This is a genomic window from Sphingobacterium spiritivorum, from assembly GCF_016725325.1.
Taxonomy (GTDB): Bacteria; Bacteroidota; Bacteroidia; order Sphingobacteriales; family Sphingobacteriaceae; genus Sphingobacterium.
The window spans coordinates 23533-47330 of record NZ_CP068083.1 but is presented as its reverse complement, the minus strand read 5'-3'; the positions used below and the strand labels follow the sequence as shown (position 1 = coordinate 47330).

Sequence of the window (23798 nt, the reverse complement as noted above, 5' to 3'; positions counted from 1 at the left end):
TCATAAACCATCTACCTCTATGTCTACAGGAATAAAAATAAAATTATCTTTCATGATGTTTCTCGAATTTTTTATTTGGGGAGCATGGTTTGTTACGTTGGGGACTTTCCTGAGTAAAAGCCTGAATGCAACAGGTCTGGAAAGTGCAAATGTATTTTCTACCCAGTCCTGGGGTGCTATAGTTGCACCATTTATTATAGGCATGATTGCGGATCGCTTTTTCAATGCAGAGCGTATCCTGGGAGTACTTCATATTGTGGGTGCTTTTCTGATGTATCAGATGTATCAGTCTACTTCAGTAAGTGAATTTTATCCGTATGTACTGGGATATATGTTGCTTTATATGCCAACTTTATCTTTAGTCAATTCGGTTTCTTTCCGTCAGATGAAAAATCCGGAAAAGGAATTTTCAATTATCCGAATATTCGGAACTTTGGGTTGGATATTTGCTGGATTAGCGATCAGTTATCTGTTTAAATGGGATTCGGGCGATGGTTTGTTGAAAAATACATTCTTAATGGCAGGTATTGCATCATTGGTATTAGGTTTATTTAGCTTTACACTTCCTAAGACTCCACCTATCAAAATTGAACAGACGGAAAAGGCTACTATCGGACAGATTCTTGGGCTGGATGCCATCAAGCTGCTGAAAGACAAAAACTTTTTACTGTTCTTTATATCTTCTATACTGATTTGTATTCCTTTGGCATTTTATTACCAGAATGCAAACGTATTCCTAAGTGAGATTAATCTGGAAAATCCTACAGGAAAAATGACCATAGGTCAGATTTCTGAAGTCCTGTTTCTGCTTTTGCTTCCGGTCTTCTTTACCCGTTTTGGTTTTAAGAAAACTATTCTGGTGGGCATGCTTGCCTGGGCTGCACGCTATCTGATGTTTGCTTACGGAAATGCGGGAGACCTTACCTTTATGTTAATTACAGGAATTGCTTTACACGGAATTTGTTACGACTTTTTCTTTGTTTCAGGACAGATCTATACCGATAATAAAGCCGGTGCCAAATATAAAAGTTCTGCTCAGGGTTTGATTACATTAGCTACCTACGGTGTAGGTCAGCTTATTGGATTCTGGGTGGCAGGATATGTAAGTGATATGTATATGGATATCAAAGCAACGGATGTTGCTTTATTCTGGAATAAAGTATGGGTGATTCCTGCCGGAATTGCAGTTGTTGTTTTCTTATTCTTCCTGATTTTCTTTAAAGATGAGAAGATAGAGAGCACCAAAGAGACAGAAACTATTTAAACAAATTATAAACTATTAAAGAGAAGAGATATGGCAGATAATGTATATGACGCAATTGTCATCGGATCAGGAATAAGCGGAGGTTGGGCTGCAAAGGAACTGACGGAAAAAGGACTTAAAACAATTGTCTTGGAACGTGGTCGTAATATCGAACATGTGAAAGATTATCCATCGCCCAATAAAAATCCATGGGATTTTGAGCATCGCGGAGGTCGTACAACACAAATGGTCAAAGATTATCCTGTTCTTAGTCGTGACTATCCTCTTAATGAAAAAAACCTGGATTACTGGGTTAATGAGAAGGAAAGTCCATATACAGAGGTGAAAAGATTTGACTGGTACCGCGGGTACCATGTCGGAGGTCGTTCGCTGATGTGGGGAAGACAAAGTTACCGTTTCTCTGATCTGGATTTTGAAGCCAACCTTAAAGATGGTCATGGTACTGATTGGCCAATTCGTTATAATGAGATCGCTCCATGGTATAGTTATGCAGAGAAATTTGCAGGAATCTCCGGTAACAGAGACGGTCTTGCCGTATTACCGGACGGAGATTTTATGCCGGCAATGGAGATGAATATCGTCGAAAAAGATCTTGCCGCACGATTGAAAACTCAGTATGGAGGTAAAAGACACTTTATCATGGGAAGAACAGCAAACATCACTGTTCCGCATCATGGACGTGTCAACTGTCAATACCAGAATCAATGCTGGCTGGGATGTAATTTCGGTGCATATTTCAGTACACAATCTGCAACATTACCGGCAGCTGTGAAAACTGGAAACCTGACATTGAGACCTTTTTCTATCGTGAAGAATATCATCTACGATAAAAATACTAAAAAAGCAAAAGGGGTAGAGATAATTGATGCAGAGACAAATAAGACCTATGAGTTTTTTGCAAAAGTAATTTTTGTATGTGCTTCAGCGCTTAACTCCACATGGGTATTGATGAACTCCGCTACGGATGTTTGGGAAGGTGGATTAGGAAGTAGCAGCGGGCAGTTGGGACACAATCTGATGGATCACCATTTCCGTTGCGGAGCCGGAGGTTCAGTTGAAGGTTATGAAGAAAGCTATACTTTTGGCAGAAGACCTAATGGTATATACGTTCCGCGATTTGTAAACGTAGACGGAGATACTAAAAAACGTGATTATATCCGTGGATTCGGGTATCAGGGTGGCGCGAGCCGTGGACGTTGGTCCGGAGCTGTTGCTGAAATGAGTGTAGGTGAAGCCTGGAAGGATGCGATTCTGGAACCGGGTGGCTGGAGTGTAGGCTTTACAGCTTTCGGTGAAATGCTTCCTTATCATGAAAATAAAGTTACCCTTGATAAAAATGTTAAAGATAAATGGGGCTTACCGGTACTGGCGATCGATGCGGAAATAAAAGATAATGAGATCAAAATGCGTAAGGATATGCAGGAGGAGATGAAAGAGATGTTGGAATCTATCGGTGTGAAAGATGTATATACTTATGACAACGTTTACGGTTTAGGACAGGGAATTCATGAGATGGGTACAGCCCGTATGGGTACAGATCCTAAGAATTCTGTATTGAACGGTCACAACCAGGTATGGGATGCTAAGAACGTATTCGTTACAGACGGAGCTGCAATGGCTTCAGCTGCATGTATTAACCCTTCACTGACTTATATGGCATTGACAGCCCGTGCTGTTGATTTTGCGGTCAGTGAACTGAAAAAAGGAAACCTATAATCAAACGTCTTCATAAATTATGGATAAAAACAGTAGTACTTCAAGGAGAGATTTTATAAGGTCGGCTGCGACAGCAGCTGCCGCTTTTATGATTGTACCACGCCATGTACTTGGCGGTACCGGATTTATTGCGCCAAGTGATAAATTACAGGTAGCCGGAATCGGAGTTGGCGGAAAGGGAGCAAGTGATATTAATTCATTCTTCGCAAGTGGTAAAGCCGATATTGCTTTTTTGTGTGATGTAGATGATACAAGAGCTGCTGGTACGGTTAAGAAATTTCCGAAAGCAAAATATTATAAAGATTACCGCGAAATGTTAGATAAGGAACATAAGCATATAGATGCTGTTTCTATCTCTACTCCGGATCATAATCATGCGATCCAGTCTCTTGCAGCTATGCAATTAGGTAAGCACGTATACGTACAGAAACCTCTTACGCATGACGTATGGGAAGCTAGAGTGCTGACCGATGCAGCTAAGAAATATAAAGTAGTCACGCAGATGGGTAATCAGGGAGCATCTAACGATGGCCCGCGTCAGGTACGGGAATGGTATGAAGCCGGTATTATCGGTGATGTACATACCGTATATTGCTGGACGGACAGACCGGTTTGGCCTTCAGGTATTCCATGGCCTACACAAAAAGGTCAGATTCCTAAAGAGCTGGATTGGGATCTGTGGTTAGGTACTGCCCCTCAACGTGATTATATTGATAAATTAGTTCCTTTCAACTGGAGAGGCTGGTGGGACTACGGGACTGGTGCATTAGGTGATATGGGTTGTCACTTACTGGAAGTACCTTTCAGTACATTGGGGTTAACGTATGTGCAGGATGTACAAGCCAGCGTAGGGACAGTCTATGTAGATGAATTCAAACGCGGATATTTCCCGGAAAGTTGTCCTCCTTCCAGTCATGCAACACTGACCTTCCCTAAAGGTAATCGTACTGCTGGTCCCGTGACCTTACATTGGATGGATGGTGGTATACAGCCTCCAAGACCAGATGAATTAGGTCCTAATGAAATCTTTGGTGACGGTGGTAATGGTATTTTATTAGTAGGTACGAAAGGAAAAATTCTGGCAGATACTTACGGGCAGAATGCACGTTTACTTCCAACTTCCCGTAAAGAAAATGTAGCACAAAAATATGCGCGTGTTGCAGGTGGTGCGGAAGGTCACTATGGTCAGTGGGTAGAGGCATGTATTGCCGGCTATGGTAAAAAAGAGGTGAGCTCACCGTTTGAGATCGCTGGCCCGCTTACTGAAGCATTATTAATGGCTAATCTCGCTATTCGTGGCGCAGATATGCGTATTAATAATAAATATCCGGGTAGAAACCTGAAATTACTGTGGGATAATCAACAAATGAAAGTGACTAACTTTGATGAAGTCAACCAGTTTGTAAAAAGAAATTACCGTACAGGTTGGGATATCAAATATACAATTTAAGAATTAACGTTTTAAAACGATAAAGATATGAATAGAAGAGAAGCATTACAGCGTGTTGCCCTGTTGATGGGAGGAACTGTTATTGGCGCTAATCTTTTCTTGGAAGGCTGTTCCCGTTCAGCTTCAAAAGATACAGCAAAGCTTTTTGAAAAGGATTCTGTCAATTTTCTTGGTGATCTGGCAGAAGCAATCTTGCCAAAAACCAGTACACCGGGAGCGAAGGAAGCAGGTGTAGGAGAGTTTATACCTGTCATGATCAGAGACTGTTATGCAGATACTGAGCAGAAGGTATTCTTAGACGGTATCAATACTGTTGATGATCGTGCCAAGAAAGAATTCGGTAAGAAATTTCAGGAACTAAGTAAGGAAGATCAGACTAAATTTGTCAATATCCTGGATAAAGAAGCCAGTGAATATAACGCTAAGCAGGCAGAGGCTACAAAAGCTCAGCGTGAGAAGGATGCACTGAAACAAAATGAAATGTATCGTGTGCCAAAAAGTGATCCTCCACACTGGTTTACGATGTTTAAGCAATTGACCCTTACCGGTTTCTTTACTTCAGAACTGGGTGCTACTAAAGCATTACGTTATGTGAAAATTCCGGGAAAATTTGACGGTAATTATCCTTATAAAAAAGGAGAACACGCCTGGGCATTGTAACAGAAGATAAAAAAAGCGGACAACTGTCCGCTTTTTTTATCTTAACCCTATAGCCATCAGAAAATTGATCTTTGGATTTTTTTCTACCTTAAAGAAGATCTCTTTATCGGTGTGTGCACTGGAAATCGTGACGACATCGTGGTAGGTGAGTTCCCGTAAATAATTCATTTCCAAAGAATGAATATTGTTTTCCAGCACCAGCTCCGGTTTCAATGTATCCAGACACCAGTCCATATATTTTACATTATTGACATGCTTGACGATGTCCAGATCAGAGAGCACAACCTGATAATTTTTAATAAATTCTGTTTCCGTCGCAAGGTTTAATCGGGAAAAAGGTTTTGAAGTAGCTGTTCTCTCCGGATAGGTGGTAAAACCTTCCGTAGAAATTGCCAGATCTTCCGAGCCTCGTTTCAGGGTGTTGATCACTGCCCAATAGGTGGTCGCAGCCAGATAGAGTTCTCCTTTAACATAAATTTCAAAATTACGTATGGATCTCGCTCCCTCAAATTCCTGAACCCAGGTTTTAATATGAATTTTATCCAGCCACTTGGGTAGTCTGGAAATCTCCATCCGTATTCTGCTCAATACCCAGGCCTGATTATTCCTGGCCATTTCAAAAAAACCGAATCCGGCTGCAATAGCGTGTTCACCGGCCGTTATCTGAAGCATATTGCTCATCTCTGCATATTTAATCAAGCCTGAGGCATAGCAATGGGTGAAATTCACTTCCCACTCTTTCTCGTATATAGACGGTCTTTCCATAATCCTGTTTGAGCATAAAAATAATGTAAATGTCAAAGAAACCCAATCTGTTTCAAAATAGTGTCATGTAAAAGAAAAAATACGAACGGATGTTGTTTATAAGTGAAAGTATATCTAAATTTAGCTAACAAGATACAAAAAAGCCTAAAATGACGTTTGTATCATAAGGTTCCTGTGTACATTTTAAAATTGTTGATTATGATGATCGGAGAATTAATAGCAAAAGAAGAATTGCCAAATTATAAAATAATACCTGCCCCTGTAGATCATTCTGAATTGTTGAAGGATAAATTAGAAGGAGCACTGCGGTTGGGTAATGCATTTAAATCAAAAACTACAATTGTCTTTCAAACAGAAGACGGGCCAAAGCGCATTGAGACTACAATTTGGTCTGTTACTGATAAATATTTACAGATCAAAAGCGGTGTACTGATTCCGTTGAAATCTGTTTTGGGAATAGAATATTAAAAGAAAAGTGCTGTATGATCAGCACTTTTCTTTTTTCTCCTGAGCCATTTCTATATCTTCCTGATCCACTTCCATTGCTTCCTGCTGATATTTTGCCGAATTTTCAAACTGAAGATGTGTAAATATTGGAAAATGATCTGAATCATAGTTGTGTAATCTCTTCATGCATACTAATTTGAAATCTGTACTACAGAAGATATGATCCAGAGGGAAACGTAGAATCGGATAATGGGCATGAAAGGTATTCATAAAGAAACGGCCTCTTCTGGGATCTAATAACTGACTCATCTTTAAAAATAGTTCTGTTGTATAACTCCAGGCCACATCATTCAGGTCTCCGCATACAATCACCGGCAATTTGGATTTACGCGCCATATCTGCAACTAACAGTAATTCTTTATCCCGTTCTGTCGATCTCGGGTTTTCATTTGGCACCGGAGGGGTAGGGTGTAAAGCATAGATTTGTACTTCCTGTCCGTTTTGCAAAACGATCTTCGTATGTATAGACGGAATATCATCCTCTACCAGATATTTTACTTCAGCATCCCGCAATTCAAATTTTGAGAATAAGAGCATTCCATAAGTGTTATCTATAGGCTCTTTGACATAGTAAGGATACTTCTCTTCTATACTGCGTAATGCTTTCTCCCAGGCATGACTGGTTTCCAGCAACAGTACCATATCCGCATCTGTATCCTTGATGACGCGTATGCAACCCTCATAATTGTTGTTGTCTTCATATACATTTGAAATCATAATTTTTAGATCCTGTTCCGGTCTTTTGTCCTTTATTTTCAATACCTGCTTAGCGGAGAGAGGAGTGAAGGGCAGAATCTGTTTTATAAGATAAAGTATAGTGAGTCCCAGTACTGCAAGTAGAATATTTCTAAAGGTAGTAGCTGGACATAATACGATCACGGATACAAATGTAGCGGAGGATAGTACTAATTTCTGCAGACGAGGATATTCAAATACACGGAATGTCCAGTAGTCATGGCGGATCAGGGGAATAAAGGCCGTAAGAATCCACAATACGGATAAGATATATAGAAAAATGATCATGAAATAAAATGTAAATGTTGTGCTGAACTATTAATCAAACATTATGCTAAAGCTGATCATTCGTGCTAATATTTTATGAAATATACATGAAATTTAAAATAATGAACAGTGTTAACTATGGTTGTGCTTGAATTTTAATCTCTTTTAATTGCCTTTTTTGGATGTTTTATGCTTTTATTTCATAACGTGTCATATTTATTTTAAAAATAATATTTCAATATTTTTTCTTTTTATTAACAGTGTTAATTATATTTGACATGTTAATATATTAATATGGGAATAAGGGAAAGAAAAGAGAAACATAAAGAAGATCTGCGTCAACGCATCCTCGATGCTGCCAAGGAACTGTTTTTAAAACATGGTTATGAAGCTACTTCTATACGTAAGATAGCAGAGAAGATAGAATTTAGTCCGACTACGATCTATTTATATTACAAGGATAAGACGGACATTATGTACGCCTTACATCAGGAAGGTTTTAAATTATTAGGGACACAGTTTATGGTTTTACAGTATGTACATGAGCCTTTTGAGCGATTGAAGGCTATGGGGAGAGTTTATATGAGTTTTGCACTTAACAATCCGGATTTTTATGAACTGATGTTTATTCAGAAAGAGCCTCTGGAATTTGTCAGAAATAATTGTGTAGATGAAGGCTGGGAAGAGGGAGAGCAATCATTTGCGGCCCTCATACGTACCGTAGAAGACTGTCAGTCTGCGGGATACTTTACACAGTTTGATGCCAATACATTTGCGTTGAATGTGTGGTCGCTCATGCATGGCTTGTGCAGTCTTAAGTTGCAGGGGCATCTGGATCATGTTGCATCAGTCAAGCTTGCGGTAGCAGAAGGAGAAAATGTAATGAACCAGACGTATGAAGGGTTTATCCGGGTTCTGGAAAGTTTGAAACGTTAACTATTAACACTGTTAATTATGAAATTTTTTAAAACCGGCAGATTAGTCCTTTCCATGCTTCTGTCAGGCTTCATAACGATTCCGTTGCAGGCACAGGAAATACTGGATGCCTATGTTTCGGAAGCATTCAGGAACAATATCGTCTTGCAGCAAAAAGATGTCTCGCTGGAAAAAGCGCAATATGCTTTGAAAACAGCAAGGAGTCTTTTTCTTCCCACAGTAGCTTTTCAGGGAGCCTATCAGACCGCAGATGGCGGACGTAATATTCCTTTACCGTTGGGTGACCTGTTGAATCCTATATATTCGACACTTAATCAGCTTACGCAATCCAGTCAGTTTCCGGTAATGGAGAATCAGAATATTAATTTCCTGCCAAAGAATTTCTACGATGCTAAAATCCGGACTACTATGCCGATTATCAATACGGATCTGACGTATAATAAGCGCATCTCGGAGCAGCAGGTGGTGCTTCAGCAATTTGAAGTGGTGATTTATAAACGGGATCTGGTCAAAAACATTAAAACGGCTTATTATAACTATCAAAGTGCATTGCAGGCTGTGGATATTTACAAATCTGGTTTGCAGCTTGCCAATGAAGGACTACGGGTCAACGAAAAATTATTGGAAGGAGGAAAGGGATTGCCTGCTTATGTGCTGCGCTCCAGAAGTGAGGTCGAACAGGCTAATGCTCAACTGGTCGCTGCTGAACAACGGGTGCTGAATGCACGGATGTATTTTAATTTTCTCTTAAACCGCAATGCGGAAACGAATATTGATGTCAATACGGATAATAAAGCAGGACTGGATAAGGTAAGTACATTACTTGCGGATCTGTCATTGTCTGAGAAAAGAGAAGAATTAAAGGCTCTGGATCAGGTTGTAGAGATTAACAGAACGGCTCTGAAAATGAATAAGCAGTATGCGGTGCCCAAGCTGGCTGCTTTTGTGGATTTGGGTTCCCAGTCTGAAGGATTTAAATTTAATAACAATACCCGTTACTATATGCTAGGGCTGCAACTGGATATTCCGATATTCACTGCAGGCAGAAATGATATAAAGGTCCGACAAAGTAATCTGGATCTTCGTAATGCGGAACTACAGGTCGACCTGGTAACTCAGCAGTTGAATTTAGCCACCCGGACTGCCCAGAATAATCTGAAAGCAGTTTATCAGAAATATCAGTCATCCTTGAAGCAATTTGAAGCGGCATCCAGCTATCAGCGCTTAATTGAGAAAGGGTACAAAGCAGGTACAAATACATTCATCGAAACTATTGATGCACGTAATCAGTATACCTCTGCACAATTATTAGTCAATATAAACAGGTACAACGTGTTATCTGCAATGGCAGATCTGGAACGCGAAACGGCCGCTTATTTAATACCTTAATTTCATCACCATTCATAAATTTCAGACAGATGAAAATGAACATATCATATCCGGTTCTATTGCTTGTGGCACTGAGTTTCAGCGCCTGTGGAAATCACAAGAAAGAAACCTCTACTATGGCTGATCAGGATACTATTCCTGTACAAATAATGATGTTGCAGATGGAAGATGCAAATCATGCTATTCAGTCTTCAGGACAGTTTACAACAAATGATGAAACTTTCCTTTCGTTCAAAAATGGAGGGATCATCAATAAAATATATGTAAAAGAAGGAGATCCTGTACATAAAGGGCAGTTACTGGCTTCTGTCAATCAGACGGAAATCTCGGCGCAGGTGCAACAGGTAACTTTATCTTATCAGAAAGCTCAGCGTGATTATGACCGGGCGAGTCAGCTGTATCGGGACAGTGTCGCGACACTGGAACAGATGCAAAACGCAAAAACGGCTCTTCAGGTTGCCAGGCAGCAATTGGACGCAATCAAATTCAACCAGAATTATTCGGAAATCAGAGCAACCAGCAACGGATATGTATTGAAAAAACTGGCTAACGATGGTCAGGTGGTAGGGCCGGGAACTCCAGTCCTGCAGATCAATGGCGCAAATCAAAGTAAATGGGTACTGAAGATCGGTCTGAGTGATGAGCAATGGGCGTCACTAAAGATCGGAGACAGAGCGGACATTACTACAGACGCACTTCCGCAAGCTGTTTTGCAGGCAAAAGTAAGTCGTAAAGCAGAAGGAATAGATCCGCAAAGCGGAACCTTCGGCGTAGAACTCACGCTGGATGATGCCAATACAAAAGGATTGGCTGCCGGATTGTTTGGAAAGGCTACTATTATTCCTGCCAGGACTACCAGCAGCTATGCTATTCCATACGATGCCCTTCTGGATGCCGGTGAAAATGAAGGGTATGTGTTTGTGACAGATGATGAGAAAACCGCAAAAAAAGTAAAAGTGAAGCTGGGAGCGGTGTTGAAAGATAAAATCAATATCAGCGGAGGATTGGAAGATGCCCGTGCATTGATTATTTCCGGCAGTGCTTATCTCACTGATGGTTCAAAAATAAGAATTGTGAAGTAAGAAGGATAAACAAATAGAATCCAATGAAAATATCAGAATACGCTGTCAAAAACTATCAGTTTACCCTGATCATGGTATTAATGGTCATGGCACTGGGAATCTCTACCATATTTACTATGCCCAGATCTGAGGATCCGGATATGAATGCTCCCAATTATCCGGTAGTCGTCGTGTACCCGGGAGCTAGCCCTAAGGATATGGAGGAACTGGTCGTAAAACCTCTCGAAAAGCGCATATACGGTCTGGAAAATATCAAGACGATAAAGACAACTATTCGGGATGGTCTCGCCGTATTGTTTGTCGAATACAAGTACAATGTCAATGTAGATGATAAATATCAGGAACTGGTTCGTGAGGTAAATAGTGAACGAGGAAATCTTCCGGCCGAAATATACAGCATGGAGGTGCAACAGGTGTCTCCTTCGGATGTCAATGTACTCCAGATCGCACTGGTGTCCGAAAATGCCTCCAGAGATAAGATGAAGGCTGCGGCAGAAGATCTGCAGACAGCACTGGAAAAAATACCTTCGCTTAAGAATGTGGAAATTATGGGGCTGCCTGATCAGTTGGTCAGAGTAGATCTTAATCTGGAAAAACTGGCTCAGATGCATATTCCTGTGACACTGATTGCTAATGCGATACAAAGTGAAGCTGCCAATATACCGGGGGGAAGTGTCAATGCCGGTAATAAATCATTCAATATAAAAACGAGTGGGAATTATCAGAATATAGATGAAATCAAAAATACGGTAGTCTTTAGTGGTAACGGCAAAAATGTCGCTTTAAGAGATGTGGCAAATGTTTATTTCGATTATTCACAAGATAAGGATATTACCCGTTTGAACGGATACCGTTGCCTGTTTGTCGTAGCAGCACAAAAATCAGGTGGCAATATTACGGCAGCTCAAAAAGCTTACCTGCCTGTCATCGATACGTTCAAAAAGACTTTGCCCGGAAATATTGATCAACAGGTTATATTTGATCAGGCAGATAATGTAAACAGTCGTCTGGGTGGATTGGGGATAGATTTTGTAATAGCGATCCTGTTGGTTATTGTCACACTTCTGCCTTTGGGGACACGAGCATCTGTGGTGGTCATGGTGTCTATTCCGCTATCTCTGGCTATCGGGATTGTAATGATCAGTGCTTTGGGTTTCAGTCTTAACCAGTTAAGTATTGTAGGGTTGGTGGTCGCTTTGGGACTACTGGTGGATGATAGTATCGTAGTCGTAGAAAATATAGAACGCTGGATGCGTGACGGACATAGCCGTCTGGATGCTACGTTGAAAGCGACTAAACAAATCGGTATGGCTGTTATCGGTTGTACAGCGACATTGGTGATTGCTTTTATGCCGCTCATGTTTCTTCCTGAAGCTTCGGGAGAATTTATACGAAGCCTTCCTGTAGCTGTTATCTGTTCCGTGATTGCATCTATGCTGGTTGCATTGACGGTAGTTCCGTTTCTGTCAAGTAAACTGTTAAAACCACATGCAGATGCGAACGGCAATATTTTTCTACGTACACTACAGAAAATTATTCATGGCTCTTATGCCCGATTACTGGATAAAGCACTCGCCAGACCTGTACTGACGATTGTGATTGCATTGGTGATTTTCGGAGGGTCAATTGCATTGATTCCGGTAGTAGGATTCAGTTTATTTCCTGCTTCTGAAAAGCCACAGTTTTTAATCAATATTTCTACGCCTTTGCAATCGAATCTGCATTATACAGATTCCATTACGAGGCAGATCGAAAAGGAACTCCGGGATATACCCGAAGTACGTTATTTCGCTTCCAATGTGGGAAAGGGTAATCCAAGAATCTATTATAATGTGTTGCCTCAGAATGAACGCACAGATTTTTCTGAACTATTTGTGCTCCTGCAACCTGATGTCAAATCAGACCGTAAGCTGGAGATTATCGAAATGCTTCGGAAGAAATGGACACCTTATCCGGGGGCAAAGGTAGAGGTGAAGAATTTTGAACAGGGACAGCCTATTATCTCACCCGTGGAGGTTCGTCTGTTGGGCGATAATCTGGATACCCTTCGGAATCTGGGCGGACAGATTGAAAATATGCTGCTGCAAACGGAAGGGACAATCTATGTCAATAATCCGTTGAAAAATCTGAAATCAGACATTAAAGTCAATATTAATAAAGAGAAGGCTCAGGCATTAGGTATTGCGACTATTAACATTGACCGGACTGTACGTATGGCTGTTGCGGGTATCGATGTGGGTAAATATGTGAACCCTAACTCGAAAGGAGATGACTACAGTATCTTACTGACGACCAGTCATCCGTCTTATCCAGACCTGAGTGTGTTTGACAATCTGTATGTCAATAACAATCAGGGCTTATCTGTTCCGTTGATGCAGGTCGCTTCGCTGCAACTGGAAACTTCACCTTTGAGTATTAATCATTATAATAAGACAAGGACGATATCTGTAAATGCTTTTGTACAAAAGGGATTTTTGAATGATAAGGTTATTCAGGATGTCAAACAGCAGATGGATGCCTTCAGGTTACCTGCAGGATACAGTTATGAAATGGGAGGGGAGATCGAAAGCCGAAACCAGTCTTTTGGTGGTTTTGGCAGTATTATTCTGGTTACCCTGTTTATGTTTATTGCTGTACTGGTACTTGAATTCAAAACATTCAAGAGTACTTTGATTGTGCTTTCTGTGATTCCTTTGGGGATAGTTGGAGCTGTGCTGGCGCTGTTGTTTACAGGCAATTCACTTTCATTTGTAGCGACAATCGGAATAGTGGCATTAGCAGGAATAGAGGTTAAAAATACCATCTTGCTGGTTGATTTCATCAATCAGCTACGGTCAGAAGGAAAATCGCTGAATGATGCCATTGAAGAAGCCGGTGAGATCAGATTTTTACCTATTATTCTGACAACACTGACTGCTATCGGCGGATTGCTGCCTATTGCTCTGTCCAGTAATCCTTTAATTTCTCCCTTAGCTATTGTTATTATCGGGGGATTGATCAGCTCAACTTTGCTATCCCGCATTGTCACACCTGTGGTATACAAACTGATGCCTCCTAAAGTAGATGTGGTACCAAAAGAAGAAGCCGTGTAAAGCTGTATTAATTTCCACTATCAATGCTCCTGTTTAATGAGCATTGATAGTAGATTGAATCTGTGTTTTAAGTTGTTCAAATGATTTGTATATGTCTTCAGAAACCTTTGTCTTATCTACATCTATCAGGAGATGGTGTGATCTGAGGATGACCGTGTAGCCATCTGACGAAGTCCATGTTGCAGATGTTTTGCTATTTTCTGCCGGCTTGCCCAGTGTGTTGGTTATCAGTGTTTTTAGTTGCTTTTCTTTATCCGTGTCAAAGCTGGCTGTAAGCGAAAACTGTTTGTCCGTAACGGATGTCGAAATACTTGTTCTACTTGAAGTCGTCGCTTCTGCAGTAGCTGATGTTTGCGCAAATACATGTACTGTAAACAAGAGTGTAATTGCTGTAAGAGTGAGATTTTTCATTGTTTCTATTTTTACTTATTGTATCGCAAATATGAATATCTTATCCAGGACAGTTGGTTAATAAAGGGTTAATGAAGGGTTAACGGGATACCGGAAGTAAAAGCCAAAGATGTATATTTAAAATATATTTTGATAAATCGATATGAGAATGAAAAAAATCTTGCTTCTATTCGTTGTAATCACAGGTTGTGTAGCTCAAAAAAAAGGTGATTTTGAACTTAAGGACTTAGTATCTGCCGGCTATGAATTTGAAAAAGAAGGGAATATAAACCGTATCGATTATTTATATGCCGAGGGAGACTTTTCGTATCGTCCGGAGGAGTACAAACTATTGAAACATAAAGCGGAAGAAAAAAAAGCGGCCCTCACCAATAAAAAATATACATTACACTCTCTCTATATTTACAAGAAAACAGATATTATCAACCAACATTATGGGGAGGGTAAAGAAGGTCTGGATGGCCATAACCGGGATCTTATTGCTTATGTAAGATATAGCGGAGATAAGATGGATATCTGTTATATTATTGAAGAAGGAAATGTAATCTATGATGTGCTTACAGATCAAAGAGAAGATTTCGAATTTGAGAAATAGATATTATAAAGCGAAGTCCCGACTTCGCTTTTTTTCGTCCTGTCATACCTTTCTTTTGTCGGGGCACAGTAGCTTACAGGGATTGAATTTCCCAAATCATAAGTCCTTGTCAACCTTTTCGATATCTTGAAAATAATTGATATATTCGTTTCTGAACCAACTAAAACAATTTAATAGCTTATTATTTTGTTGTCAAACTTGTTTGCTTTCGCTGATCCGGAAGGAGCTAAGGCTATGAAAAATATGATAAGAAATGCGTAAATTTTTATTGATTGCTATTTTGTGTATGAACAGCATTGTTTATAGCGGCGAACAGACAGATGGTATGCCCATTGAACTGAAATGTGAACATCTGATAAATCCCTTAGGAATAGATACGCCAAAGCCACGGTTTAGCTGGAAGCTAAGCGATAAGCGGAAAGGGGCGCAGCAATCCGCTTATCAAATCTTTGTAAGCAGCGATTCTGTGGCATTAGCAGCTGGTAAAGGAGGTCGTTGGAACAGTGAAAGGCAATCTGTCTCTGATATGCTAGTTTCATACACAGGACCGGCTCTGAAAGCACAGACAAAATACTTTTGGAGGGTAAGAGTCTGGGATAAGGACGGAATACCCGCTACCTCATCTATTGCATCTTTTGAGACCGGTATGATGGGAGGGGAGCGTTGGAAAGGGAAATGGATTAGCGACAATCACGATATCCATTATAAGGCTGCGCCGTATTTCAGGAGAACATTCACTATTCAAAAATCAATTAAATCTGCCCGTGCTTATGTGGCTGTGGCCGGACTCTATGAGCTTTCTGTAAATGGGAAGAGGATCGGTGATCAGCGCCTGAATCCCATGTATACCCGTTTTGACAAACGTACCCTGTATGTGGTGGAGGATGTGACGGCTCAGCTTCGCTCCGGAAAAAATGCAGTGGGTATACTATTGGGTAATGGCTGGTATAATCATCAGCCTTTAGCCGTCTGGGATTTTCATAAGGCTCCATGGCGGGACAGACCGGCATTTTGTATGGACTTACATATCGTCTATATGGACGGAAGTGAAGAAACTATTGTTTCTGATAATAACTGGAAAACGTCTTCCGGGCCGATTACCTATAATAATATCTATACCGGGGAGCATTATGATGCTCGTCTGGAAATGCCGGAATGGGATAAGTCCGGATTTGATGATTCCGCATGGCAGCCTGTCCGCTTCAGGAATCCACCTTCATCAACTATCGTCTCCCAACAGATTGCACCTATCCGCTTAGTCAAATCTTACAAACCCCAATCTGTTCGTAAAATAGATGAAAAAACCTATGTATTCGATATGGGGCAGAATATGGCTGGAGTCACAGAATTAAAAATCAGCGGCCGGGAAGGTACTGTTCTTCATATCCGGCATGGAGAGCGCTTACATCCTGACGGAAGACTTGATCAGTCTAATATTGACGTGTATTATCTGGGGGATAAGAAGACCGAACCTTTTCAAACGGACATCGTTACCCTCAGTGGTAAAAAGGAAGATGAATTTATGTCCAGATTTACCTATAAAGGTTTTCGTTATGTGGAAGTAAATAGCAGTGAACCCATCGTAATGGATGAATCCACGCTAAAGGCTTATTTTATGCATAGCGATGTACGTCCTGTTGGTGAGTTGGCTACCTCTTCATCTTTAGTAAACAATCTATGGAAAGCGACTAATAATGCTTACCTGTCCAATCTGATGGGATATCCTACGGATTGCCCGCAAAGAGAGAAGAACGGCTGGACCGGAGACGGGCATCTGGCTATTGAAACTGCATTTTATAATTTCGATGCCATCACTGTGTATGAGAAGTGGATGGCGGATCACAGAGATGAGCAGCGGCCTGATGGTGTGCTGCCGGATATTATTCCTACCGGAGGGTGGGGATATGGTACTGCTAACGGATTGGACTGGACGAGTACGATTGCTATTATTCCGTGGGAGGCATACATGTTTTACGGAGATGTACGATTGCTGGAGGATTGTTATCCGCATATAAAACGTTATGTGGATTATGTGGACAGTATCAGTCCCGGTGGCCTGACGACTTTTGGAAGAGGGGACTGGGTGCCGGTCAAATCACAATCTAACCTGGAACTTACGTCCTCGGTTTACTTTTTTGTGGATGCGACTATTCTGGCTTCTGCAGCTAAGTTGCTTGGGAAAACAGAAGATCAAAAGAAATATGAAGCCCTGCATCAAAAGATCAAAACGGCCATCAATAGTAAGTTTTTAAATGCCTCCAAAGGTATCTACGCCAGTGGAACACAGACCGAATTAAGTGTTCCGCTTTACTGGGGTGTGGTTCCGGAAAATATAAAAGAAAAGGTAGCATCCAACTTAAACCGGAAAGTGGAAGAAACAGATTTTCATCTGGATGTAGGCGTATTAGGTGCAAAGGCTTTGCTGAATGCCTTGAAGGAAAACGGCTATGGCGAGACGGCCTATAAAGTAGCTGTACAGGATACATATCCTTCCTGGGGATGGTGGATCGTAAATGGAGCAACTACTTTACTCGAAAACTGGGATTTAAATGCCAAAAGAGATATTTCAGATAATCATATGATGTTTGGAGAGATCGGTGGCTGGTTCTTTAAATCCATAGGAGGTATATTACCGGATCCGGAGCAACCCGGATTTAAGCATATTCTGTTAAAACCTATATTTCCAAAAGGTCTGAATCAATCTTCTGTAACGCATACCTCTCCTTACGGAGATATTCTATCCTCATGGGCTGTCCATGGTGAAACTATACTATATGATGTCGAAATTCCGGCGAATTCATCAGCGACCTTTTATCCTCCTGAAAATATCAGGAATGCGAATGTCATAACGCTGGAAGCCGGAAAACATACGCTGCGCTTAGATCTGAAATAAAGAAATATGATCTTTTACGCCTGAACATCTGTGACGGGCATACGCTAAGGAATTTTAAAAAAGAGAAACACAATTGAGTCAGATAGCTGTTATAAGTGTAGAATAAAGCGATAAACTATGACACAAGAACTAAGTAAAGATCCTGTTTTTGACGGGACAGGTTATGAGCCATCTGCATTTTCCAGAGCTATGTTTGTTACATCTAAGACCGACTATGATCATGCGGTTTACAAAAATGCAAACAGCAATAAAAATAAAAAAATATTGGTTGTATGTACTGAAGAGCGGTATATGGAAATGAAAAACGGCAAAAAGTTTTCTACCGGAAACCATCCTGTAGAGACATTGGTTCCTTTGCTTCATCTGGAGGCTGCGGGCTTTGAAGCCGACATTTATACCGCAACCGGCAAGCCTGTAGCACTGGAAATGTGGGCTATGCCTGCCGAAGATGAAGCAGTCAAAGAAATTCTGGCTAAATATGAATATCAATTTGACAAACCAAAGAGTCTTCATCAGTTTGTAGCGGATGGCATGCAGACCTCAACGGAATATGTAGCTGTATTTATTCCCGGTGGTCATGGTGCTATGCTGGGTTTGCCTGAAAATGAAGATTTAAAAAAGATAATCAACTGGTCTCTGGATAAGGATATATTTATGCTGGCGATCTGCCATGGCCCGGCGGCCTTGCTTGCGGCTTCCCACGGTGAGTCTCCGGATAAATTTCCATACAAAGGTTACCAGATCAAATCATTTCCGGATGAGATCGATACTAAAACGCCCGAAATTGGATATGTTCCCGGTGATATGCCCTGGTTTTACGGAGAAAAACTCGAAGCATTAGGAATTGAAATTCTGAATACGGATATTAGCGGTGCCTGTCATGTAGACCGAAAATTGATAACTGGCGATAGCCCTTTGGCTGCAAATGCTTTTGGTAAAGTAAGTGCGGAAGCTCTTCTTGGAAAGTAATGTAGTCTTCAGGAAGTCTATTGATGCGAATTCTTTAAACAAAGCAACAATCTCATTTGCATAGATGAATTGTTGCTTTGTTGTATTTTATGCATAATATTGGAAACAATTTTATGCATAATATTGGAAACAAGTCTGGCAAAGCAATCCCAATTAACCTGATGAAAAATAAAGAAATACTGAATTTTAAATTGTTACTCCTGTGTTTTTTATTTTCTGTTTTGTATTTCAATTCAGATGCACAACACGTTAAGAAGCCTGTTCAAATTGGTCTGATTGCAGACCCGCAATATGCCGAAAAAGAGGTTAGCGGATCCCGCTATTACAGGAAGTCACTTCTAAAGCTGGATACGGCAGTTTCTGTTTTTAATAAAGCTTCATTGGATTTTTCTGTGGTTATGGGTGACTTTGTTGATCAGGGAATTAAAGACCTCCCTGCTGTTATGTCCCGGTTAGAAAAATTGAAAAGTCCTGTGTATGGTTTGCTTGGAAATCATGACTATGTAGACGCACCGGATAAAGACAGCTTGTTTTTGCAGTTCAGGATGCCCTCGTCTTATTATAAATGGGATGTTGGAAACTGGACTTTTATCATTCTCAATACAAATGAACTTTCTAAATATGCCAGTACGGAAGGAACTGCCGCTTTTGAAGACTGGAACAGGCTGAATACAAATCTGAAAAATCAGGAAAGAAAAAATGCGGCACCCTGGAATGGTGGTATCAGTACCGCACAGTTGTCATGGCTGCAGAAACAGCTTGCCGAAGCTGAGGCTGCTTCCAGAGATATTATTATTTTTACCCACCATCCGCTTTTTCCGGAGAATGGATTTGAAGCTCTGAATAACAGAGAAATATTAGCAGTTATGGAAAAGCATCCACATATACGTGCTGTTATATCCGGACATCATCATGAAGGAAATTTTGCACAGTATAAGGGTATTCCTATGATCACGCTGGAAGGAATGATCGAAACAGAATCTCAGAATGCTTACGGAATCATGAGGCTGTTCTCTGATCGTATTGAAATAGAAGGAAACGGCAGACTTACTTCCCGAATATTAAAGTTTGAATAATAGAACAAAGATTTCCGGTATATAGTGACCAGTATATAATTACTTTTTACTTTGAATAGTAAGAGACATCCTCCCGGCAAAAGTGTGTGTTATTTACTTAATGCGTATTTGAATGTAATATCTTTTAGGTAAGATTGAAATGTATCTGAAATTGTGTTCCTATACCCAATTGACTCTCTACTTTAATCTCAGCACCCAATCTGTCAATAATTCTTTTTACAATTGACAACCCGATTCCCGAACCATCATAACCGGAAGAGTTAGGTAGTCTCTGAAAGATCTCAAATATATTATTCCCCTCTTTTAAATCCATTCCTATTCCGTTGTCTGATATAAAATATATCACTTTGCTGCCGGATTTTATGCTGTATACTTCGACTTTTGGATTATCCTCTTTACTGCTATATTTGATTGCATTCCCTAAGATATTCAGAAACAATTGGTATAAAAGCGTTCTTTCTCCTCTGACAGGTAAGATTTCGCCCATTACAAATTCTAAATTACCTACATTATATTGATCCTTACTACTTTCTGCAATAGTAATGATTTTGTTTTTTGGATCTATTATTTCAAGGTCTAATGCAACTGAATTTGATTTTGACAGCTCATGAACCTTATTGATCATTTCTGTAATTAAATTCGAAGCTTCTAATATATTTGTACCCAATCTGTGCAAAAGTTCTTCAGACAGATTCTTTTTCATTAATATCATCTGAGCTCCGAGCTGAATAGAAGACAGGGGATTCTTAAGATCGTGTGTTAGCGTATAACTAAAGGTGTCTAAAGCATTGTTTGAACGGATAAGATCTTTATTCAGCTGATCAATTTCAGCATTTCTTTTAGCTATAGCTTGCTGAATAATGTATACAATCCGCTCAAGAAATAACAATTAAACCTTTAGCCATGGTGTTGCCTTTCCACGTGTTATCTGTCTCCATGCCTCAAAAGATGTACGGGGAGAAGGATAGTTAATTTTTCTGTCCGCATCATAATTTAATTGCTTTTCCGGTTTTCCGGCCCATAATTCCTCTATCAAAACTTCTTTTCGAAAAAGATATATTTTCCATTGGGATTCCGTTAGTATTTCAGCTCTTATAATTCCTGGGAATAAATTATCATCTGCTGTTTTAGAAATAAACTCATGGGTAGAATACAAACTGGTATTCTCATTTTTTAAGTAATGTTCAATCTCTTTTAACTGAATATTGCCGGGAACCTCGCCATAAAATTTTTCACCTTTGCTGTGCTTGATAATTATACCATCGGCCTCTACCATTTTCATGATGCGCTCTCCGAATGTTTCAAGGACATAATGGATATCTCTGTCAATCAGTAAATCACTTTTAAGCTCTTTTTCCAGGATATACATCACATTTTGAGTTTCCAAGTCTTCTTTCAGCAATTCAGAGATGTGATGATTAGTGGCGAACTGTGTAAGAAAAGTACACAGATGCCTTTGTGCCAAATCCACATGTAATGGCTTGCTATTCTGACAAGTGACCAAGCCCCACAACTTACCATCCTGAATAATAGAAAAACTCGCACTGGCCTGCGCTTTGGAATTTTTCAAATATTGCAAATGTATGGGAGACATAGCACGTAAACTGCATTTCGTTAAATCAATTTCCTGTTTTGAATTGCTTATAATTTGATGGGTAAGCCCGTCTGTATCGGCTGTATGTCGTGCAAGAAAAATAGTATAGAGTTCACGCGCTTGCTGAGGAATGTCGAATTCAGGATAACGGTATCCAAGCAAAGAATGCATGTTATCAGATTTTGATTCAGCGATTACCTTTCCGCTGTTGTCTTCCAGAAACTGATACACCATTACTCTGTCGTAATTTATAATCTGACGTATTAGATTTGTAAGACATTCCCATACCTTTGATTTGTTATCTTCGAGGTATTTGGCATAATAATATAGTTTTGTAGGCTTTATTTGCTGTGTATTGCAAAGCTCAATTTCTATATAAATATTATCTCCATATTTATAAATACTCAAATCATAATCTATATTATTAATCTGAATTCTTTCTGCAAAGCGATAAAAAATTGATGTATTGAGATGTTGATTTATAGATTCGAAGATAAAGCTGTCACTTTTTGTCAGTAGGGATAATACCTGATCAACGGTCATTCCCAGATATTTTTCTACAGGAATATTATCGATCTGAATAACGTTGTCACTAGCTGCAGTACAAATCCGGGATTCATCAAAAACAAACAGATATCCTAAATCCTGAATTAAACCACACAAATGTATTTTTTCCTCGTGACAATCCCTAAATTCCATATAACATTATTTAAATGTGTGATATAATACTACTTGATATAATATTAGAATGGAAATAGAATAGTTAAAGACTTTTTCTGTTTTTATATTATTTCATTGGTCAAGGTAATCATAATAATACAAAAAATAGCATATTTTAAAATTTAGACTATTGGTTTTCACCATTAATTAAATCTAATAATACATTTTCAGACAATTCAGGCACAACATTATTTTTTCTAGAAACCGCTGCAATTATTAGTTTTTTGTTCTGTTTTTTCATTATTAATCCAATGTTTGTCTTTCCATTAAAATTTGCAATTTGATTAGGTTCTGTTTTAAAAACGACATCACAATAAGAATCATCCTCATATTTTAGTTTTATTCCTCCAGAATTTGGTAGATAATAACAAATTACAGAGTCGTTTTCTATTAAACGATCAATAATTTTGTTTTCTTCAATAATTAGATCCATACCTTTTATAGCCTTTGCAGGTTCAGATATTACAAACGTGAAAGCAACAAGATTATCAAATTTTGAGTATCCAACACCTGAGCTGATATCAATATCACTAACTGGATTACCTATTCTAATTATTTTGTTTAGGGGTTTATTCTCTAACAGATCAAGAGAAAATACAGAAATATTATATTTATTATCATATTTAAAAGAAGAAAGAGGTGGTCTGGTCGAATAAATAACTGTAGATGCACCATCATAATGACTTTTATCTGAAGCGAGAATCGAGAGATAAGCTTCGGGTACATTTTTTACGCCACCATACTTATCATTTTGTGAAAATTTCCAGATCTGCCATACTTCAAATATTGTATAGCAAAAAATTCCGAAGCTAATAATCAGTATTATAATTTGAGAAGATTTTTTCATAATTATGGCAGCATAGGATTGGTGTTAAGACGAACTATCCTGGTTGTTTAGGTTTAACCAAAATACAAATATTAGCAGTCACTTATTTAAGTCCTAAAGATGCTAAGAAGTCTATTTTTGTATATGTAATTTTTAAACTATCCAAAATATTATCTTCAAAATCTTTGATTGCATTTTCTCTCTTTAACTTCTCTTCTTTGTTTTTGGGTTTGCCATTAACCAAAGTAACTTCATTAAGACCTGTCTTCATCGAAAGAAGATTAATTTTACTGTCTTTTTGTTCTATGTCAGGATTGGGAATACCAATGTAAAATACTTTATCGTGTTTACGGTCAAGTACCGGCCCATAATAATAATAATAATATGGATTTTTTTTTGTTGAGAAATAAGAGGAATCATTAAATTCATTGTTTGCGTTAAATTTATTCAAAAGATTTAATAAAGTGTCCCTTTCCATATCAATACGATATTTTTCCGAATATACATTGCTTCCGGGGGACAATAGATCTTTCATAAAAGGGAATACCAGATACACGAATATTCCAATTCCCAGTATCCAGATATATTTTCTATTTATTTTCATCCTTCTTCCACTAATAAATCACCAAAATAAAGTTGAAACAGTAATAAGAAAAAACAATATGGTTATAATAATTGATAATGGTTTACTGTTAAAAAATAACGGTTTTCTATTCATGACTTCAATCCAATTTCCTTTGATCTCATAATGCCAATAGATAGAAAAACTTATAACAATACAAAAAACAAATTTTGGCCAAACTCCAATATCAAAACTTAAAAAATTAAATAATATTATATTTACGATTTTG

At 39.1% G+C, this 23798-nt stretch carries 20 protein-coding genes; 13 read left to right on the top strand and 7 right to left on the bottom strand.

Annotated features, from left to right (window positions below; genetic code table 11):
* Positions 1-19 precede the first annotated feature (19 nt).
* From I6J02_RS00220 to I6J02_RS00205, 4 genes are read left to right on the top strand one after another with little or no spacing between them, the layout of a single operon-like run.
* Complete coding sequence (locus tag I6J02_RS00220; protein ID WP_201679855.1) at positions 20-1264, top strand: MFS transporter; 1245 nt, start codon at positions 20-22, stop codon at positions 1262-1264.
* Positions 1265-1294: 30 nt separating this feature from the next.
* The gene (locus tag I6J02_RS00215; protein WP_201679854.1) at positions 1295-2980 is read left to right on the top strand and encodes a GMC oxidoreductase; all 1686 of its coding nucleotides are present in this window, start codon (positions 1295-1297) and stop codon (positions 2978-2980) included.
* Between the two features lie 19 nt (positions 2981-2999).
* Positions 3000-4430: a Gfo/Idh/MocA family protein gene (locus I6J02_RS00210; RefSeq protein WP_201679853.1), complete on the top strand. Its 1431-nt coding sequence runs from the start codon at positions 3000-3002 to the stop codon at positions 4428-4430.
* Positions 4431-4457: 27 nt separating this feature from the next.
* Positions 4458-5090, top strand: coding sequence for a gluconate 2-dehydrogenase subunit 3 family protein (locus tag I6J02_RS00205; protein ID WP_002993990.1), 633 nt, complete (start codon positions 4458-4460; stop codon positions 5088-5090).
* Positions 5091-5126: 36 nt separating this feature from the next.
* Here the strand turns inward: I6J02_RS00205 and I6J02_RS00200 are convergent, their stop codons facing one another.
* Positions 5127-5855, bottom strand: a complete 729-nt coding sequence (locus tag I6J02_RS00200) for an acyl-[acyl-carrier-protein] thioesterase (RefSeq protein WP_201679852.1) — start codon at positions 5853-5855, stop codon at positions 5127-5129.
* A 198-nt stretch (positions 5856-6053) separates the two neighbouring features.
* Here I6J02_RS00200 and I6J02_RS00195 point away from each other — a divergent pair, with 198 nt between their 5' ends.
* On the top strand, positions 6054-6323 hold the full coding sequence (locus I6J02_RS00195; protein WP_002993992.1) for a hypothetical protein: 270 nt from the start codon (positions 6054-6056) through the stop codon (positions 6321-6323).
* An 18-nt stretch (positions 6324-6341) separates the two neighbouring features.
* Here I6J02_RS00195 and I6J02_RS00190 read toward each other — a convergent pair whose 3' ends face one another.
* Positions 6342-7385 carry an endonuclease/exonuclease/phosphatase family protein gene (locus I6J02_RS00190; RefSeq protein WP_201679851.1) on the bottom strand — a complete coding sequence of 348 codons (1044 nt, stop codon included), beginning with the start codon at positions 7383-7385 and terminating at the stop codon, positions 6342-6344.
* 273 nt (positions 7386-7658) lie between these two features.
* Here I6J02_RS00190 and I6J02_RS00185 point away from each other — a divergent pair, with 273 nt between their 5' ends.
* Genes I6J02_RS00185 through I6J02_RS00170 form a run of 4 tightly spaced genes read left to right on the top strand, consistent with a single transcriptional unit; the run spans position 7659 to position 13863 of the window.
* Entirely contained in the window at positions 7659-8300 is a 642-nt protein-coding gene (locus I6J02_RS00185) for a TetR/AcrR family transcriptional regulator (protein WP_201679850.1), read from the top strand.
* 18 nt (positions 8301-8318) lie between these two features.
* Positions 8319-9689 (top strand): TolC family protein, encoded by a 1371-nt coding sequence (locus I6J02_RS00180; protein WP_201679849.1) that lies wholly within the window; start codon positions 8319-8321, stop codon positions 9687-9689.
* 35 nt (positions 9690-9724) lie between these two features.
* Complete coding sequence (locus I6J02_RS00175) at positions 9725-10771, top strand: efflux RND transporter periplasmic adaptor subunit (RefSeq protein WP_236582234.1); 1047 nt, start codon at positions 9725-9727, stop codon at positions 10769-10771.
* Between the two features lie 23 nt (positions 10772-10794).
* Positions 10795-13863, top strand: coding sequence for an efflux RND transporter permease subunit (locus tag I6J02_RS00170; RefSeq protein ID WP_201679847.1), 3069 nt, complete (start codon positions 10795-10797; stop codon positions 13861-13863).
* Positions 13864-13896: 33 nt separating this feature from the next.
* On the opposite strand, the gene I6J02_RS00165 is transcribed toward I6J02_RS00170, so the two are convergent.
* Positions 13897-14274, bottom strand: a complete 378-nt coding sequence (locus I6J02_RS00165; RefSeq protein WP_201679846.1) for a hypothetical protein — start codon at positions 14272-14274, stop codon at positions 13897-13899.
* A 148-nt stretch (positions 14275-14422) separates the two neighbouring features.
* Between I6J02_RS00165 and I6J02_RS00160 the strand changes: the two genes are divergently transcribed.
* The 4 genes from I6J02_RS00160 (at position 14423) to I6J02_RS00145 (ending at position 19807) form a co-directional block, all read left to right on the top strand.
* Entirely contained in the window at positions 14423-14869 is a 447-nt protein-coding gene (locus I6J02_RS00160; protein ID WP_236582233.1) for a hypothetical protein, read from the top strand.
* A gap of 286 nt (positions 14870-15155) precedes the next feature.
* A complete protein-coding gene (locus I6J02_RS00155; protein WP_236582232.1) occupies positions 15156-17762 on the top strand; it encodes an alpha-L-rhamnosidase in 2607 nt (868 codons plus the stop codon).
* Between the two features lie 117 nt (positions 17763-17879).
* Positions 17880-18731 (top strand): glyoxalase III HchA, encoded by an 852-nt coding sequence (gene hchA / locus I6J02_RS00150; protein WP_201679843.1) that lies wholly within the window; start codon positions 17880-17882, stop codon positions 18729-18731.
* A 161-nt stretch (positions 18732-18892) separates the two neighbouring features.
* The gene (locus tag I6J02_RS00145; protein WP_236582231.1) at positions 18893-19807 is read left to right on the top strand and encodes a metallophosphoesterase; all 915 of its coding nucleotides are present in this window, start codon (positions 18893-18895) and stop codon (positions 19805-19807) included.
* Between the two features lie 124 nt (positions 19808-19931).
* Here the strand turns inward: I6J02_RS00145 and I6J02_RS21690 are convergent, their stop codons facing one another.
* The 4 genes from I6J02_RS21690 to I6J02_RS00130 all read right to left on the bottom strand — a co-directional run bounded on the left by I6J02_RS21690 (position 19932) and on the right by I6J02_RS00130 (position 23551).
* Positions 19932-20696, bottom strand: coding sequence for a sensor histidine kinase (locus tag I6J02_RS21690; RefSeq protein ID WP_236582230.1), 765 nt, complete (start codon positions 20694-20696; stop codon positions 19932-19934).
* A complete protein-coding gene (locus tag I6J02_RS21685) occupies positions 20697-22100 on the bottom strand; it encodes a GAF domain-containing protein (protein ID WP_236582229.1) in 1404 nt (467 codons plus the stop codon).
* A 148-nt stretch (positions 22101-22248) separates the two neighbouring features.
* Positions 22249-22968, bottom strand: a complete 720-nt coding sequence (locus I6J02_RS00135) for a hypothetical protein (RefSeq protein ID WP_201679842.1) — start codon at positions 22966-22968, stop codon at positions 22249-22251.
* An 82-nt stretch (positions 22969-23050) separates the two neighbouring features.
* Positions 23051-23551 (bottom strand): hypothetical protein, encoded by a 501-nt coding sequence (locus I6J02_RS00130; RefSeq protein ID WP_201679841.1) that lies wholly within the window; start codon positions 23549-23551, stop codon positions 23051-23053.
* Positions 23552-23798 lie beyond the last annotated feature (247 nt).

What these genes read in the sequence shown, in the direction of transcription:
- I6J02_RS00220 (WP_201679855.1), top strand. Translation starts at nt 20, where the DNA reads ATGTCTACAGGAATAAAAATAAAATTATCTTTCATGATGTTTCTCGAA.
- I6J02_RS00215 (WP_201679854.1), top strand. Translation starts at nt 1,295, where the DNA reads ATGGCAGATAATGTATATGACGCAATTGTCATCGGATCAGGAATAAGC.
- I6J02_RS00210 (WP_201679853.1), top strand. Translation starts at nt 3,000, where the DNA reads ATGGATAAAAACAGTAGTACTTCAAGGAGAGATTTTATAAGGTCGGCT.
- I6J02_RS00205 (WP_002993990.1), top strand. Translation starts at nt 4,458, where the DNA reads ATGAATAGAAGAGAAGCATTACAGCGTGTTGCCCTGTTGATGGGAGGA.
- I6J02_RS00200 (WP_201679852.1), bottom strand. Translation starts at nt 5,855, where the DNA reads ATGGAAAGACCGTCTATATACGAGAAAGAGTGGGAAGTGAATTTCACC.
- I6J02_RS00195 (WP_002993992.1), top strand. Translation starts at nt 6,054, where the DNA reads ATGATGATCGGAGAATTAATAGCAAAAGAAGAATTGCCAAATTATAAA.
- I6J02_RS00190 (WP_201679851.1), bottom strand. Translation starts at nt 7,385, where the DNA reads ATGATCATTTTTCTATATATCTTATCCGTATTGTGGATTCTTACGGCC.
- I6J02_RS00185 (WP_201679850.1), top strand. Translation starts at nt 7,659, where the DNA reads ATGGGAATAAGGGAAAGAAAAGAGAAACATAAAGAAGATCTGCGTCAA.
- I6J02_RS00180 (WP_201679849.1), top strand. Translation starts at nt 8,319, where the DNA reads ATGAAATTTTTTAAAACCGGCAGATTAGTCCTTTCCATGCTTCTGTCA.
- I6J02_RS00175 (WP_236582234.1), top strand. Translation starts at nt 9,725, where the DNA reads ATGAACATATCATATCCGGTTCTATTGCTTGTGGCACTGAGTTTCAGC.
- I6J02_RS00170 (WP_201679847.1), top strand. Translation starts at nt 10,795, where the DNA reads ATGAAAATATCAGAATACGCTGTCAAAAACTATCAGTTTACCCTGATC.
- I6J02_RS00165 (WP_201679846.1), bottom strand. Translation starts at nt 14,274, where the DNA reads ATGAAAAATCTCACTCTTACAGCAATTACACTCTTGTTTACAGTACAT.
- I6J02_RS00160 (WP_236582233.1), top strand. Translation starts at nt 14,423, where the DNA reads ATGAAAAAAATCTTGCTTCTATTCGTTGTAATCACAGGTTGTGTAGCT.
- I6J02_RS00155 (WP_236582232.1), top strand. Translation starts at nt 15,156, where the DNA reads ATGAACAGCATTGTTTATAGCGGCGAACAGACAGATGGTATGCCCATT.
- hchA (WP_201679843.1), top strand. Translation starts at nt 17,880, where the DNA reads ATGACACAAGAACTAAGTAAAGATCCTGTTTTTGACGGGACAGGTTAT.
- I6J02_RS00145 (WP_236582231.1), top strand. Translation starts at nt 18,893, where the DNA reads ATGAAAAATAAAGAAATACTGAATTTTAAATTGTTACTCCTGTGTTTT.
- I6J02_RS21685 (WP_236582229.1), bottom strand. Translation starts at nt 22,100, where the DNA reads ATGGAATTTAGGGATTGTCACGAGGAAAAAATACATTTGTGTGGTTTA.
- I6J02_RS00135 (WP_201679842.1), bottom strand. Translation starts at nt 22,968, where the DNA reads ATGAAAAAATCTTCTCAAATTATAATACTGATTATTAGCTTCGGAATT.
- I6J02_RS00130 (WP_201679841.1), bottom strand. Translation starts at nt 23,551, where the DNA reads ATGAAAATAAATAGAAAATATATCTGGATACTGGGAATTGGAATATTC.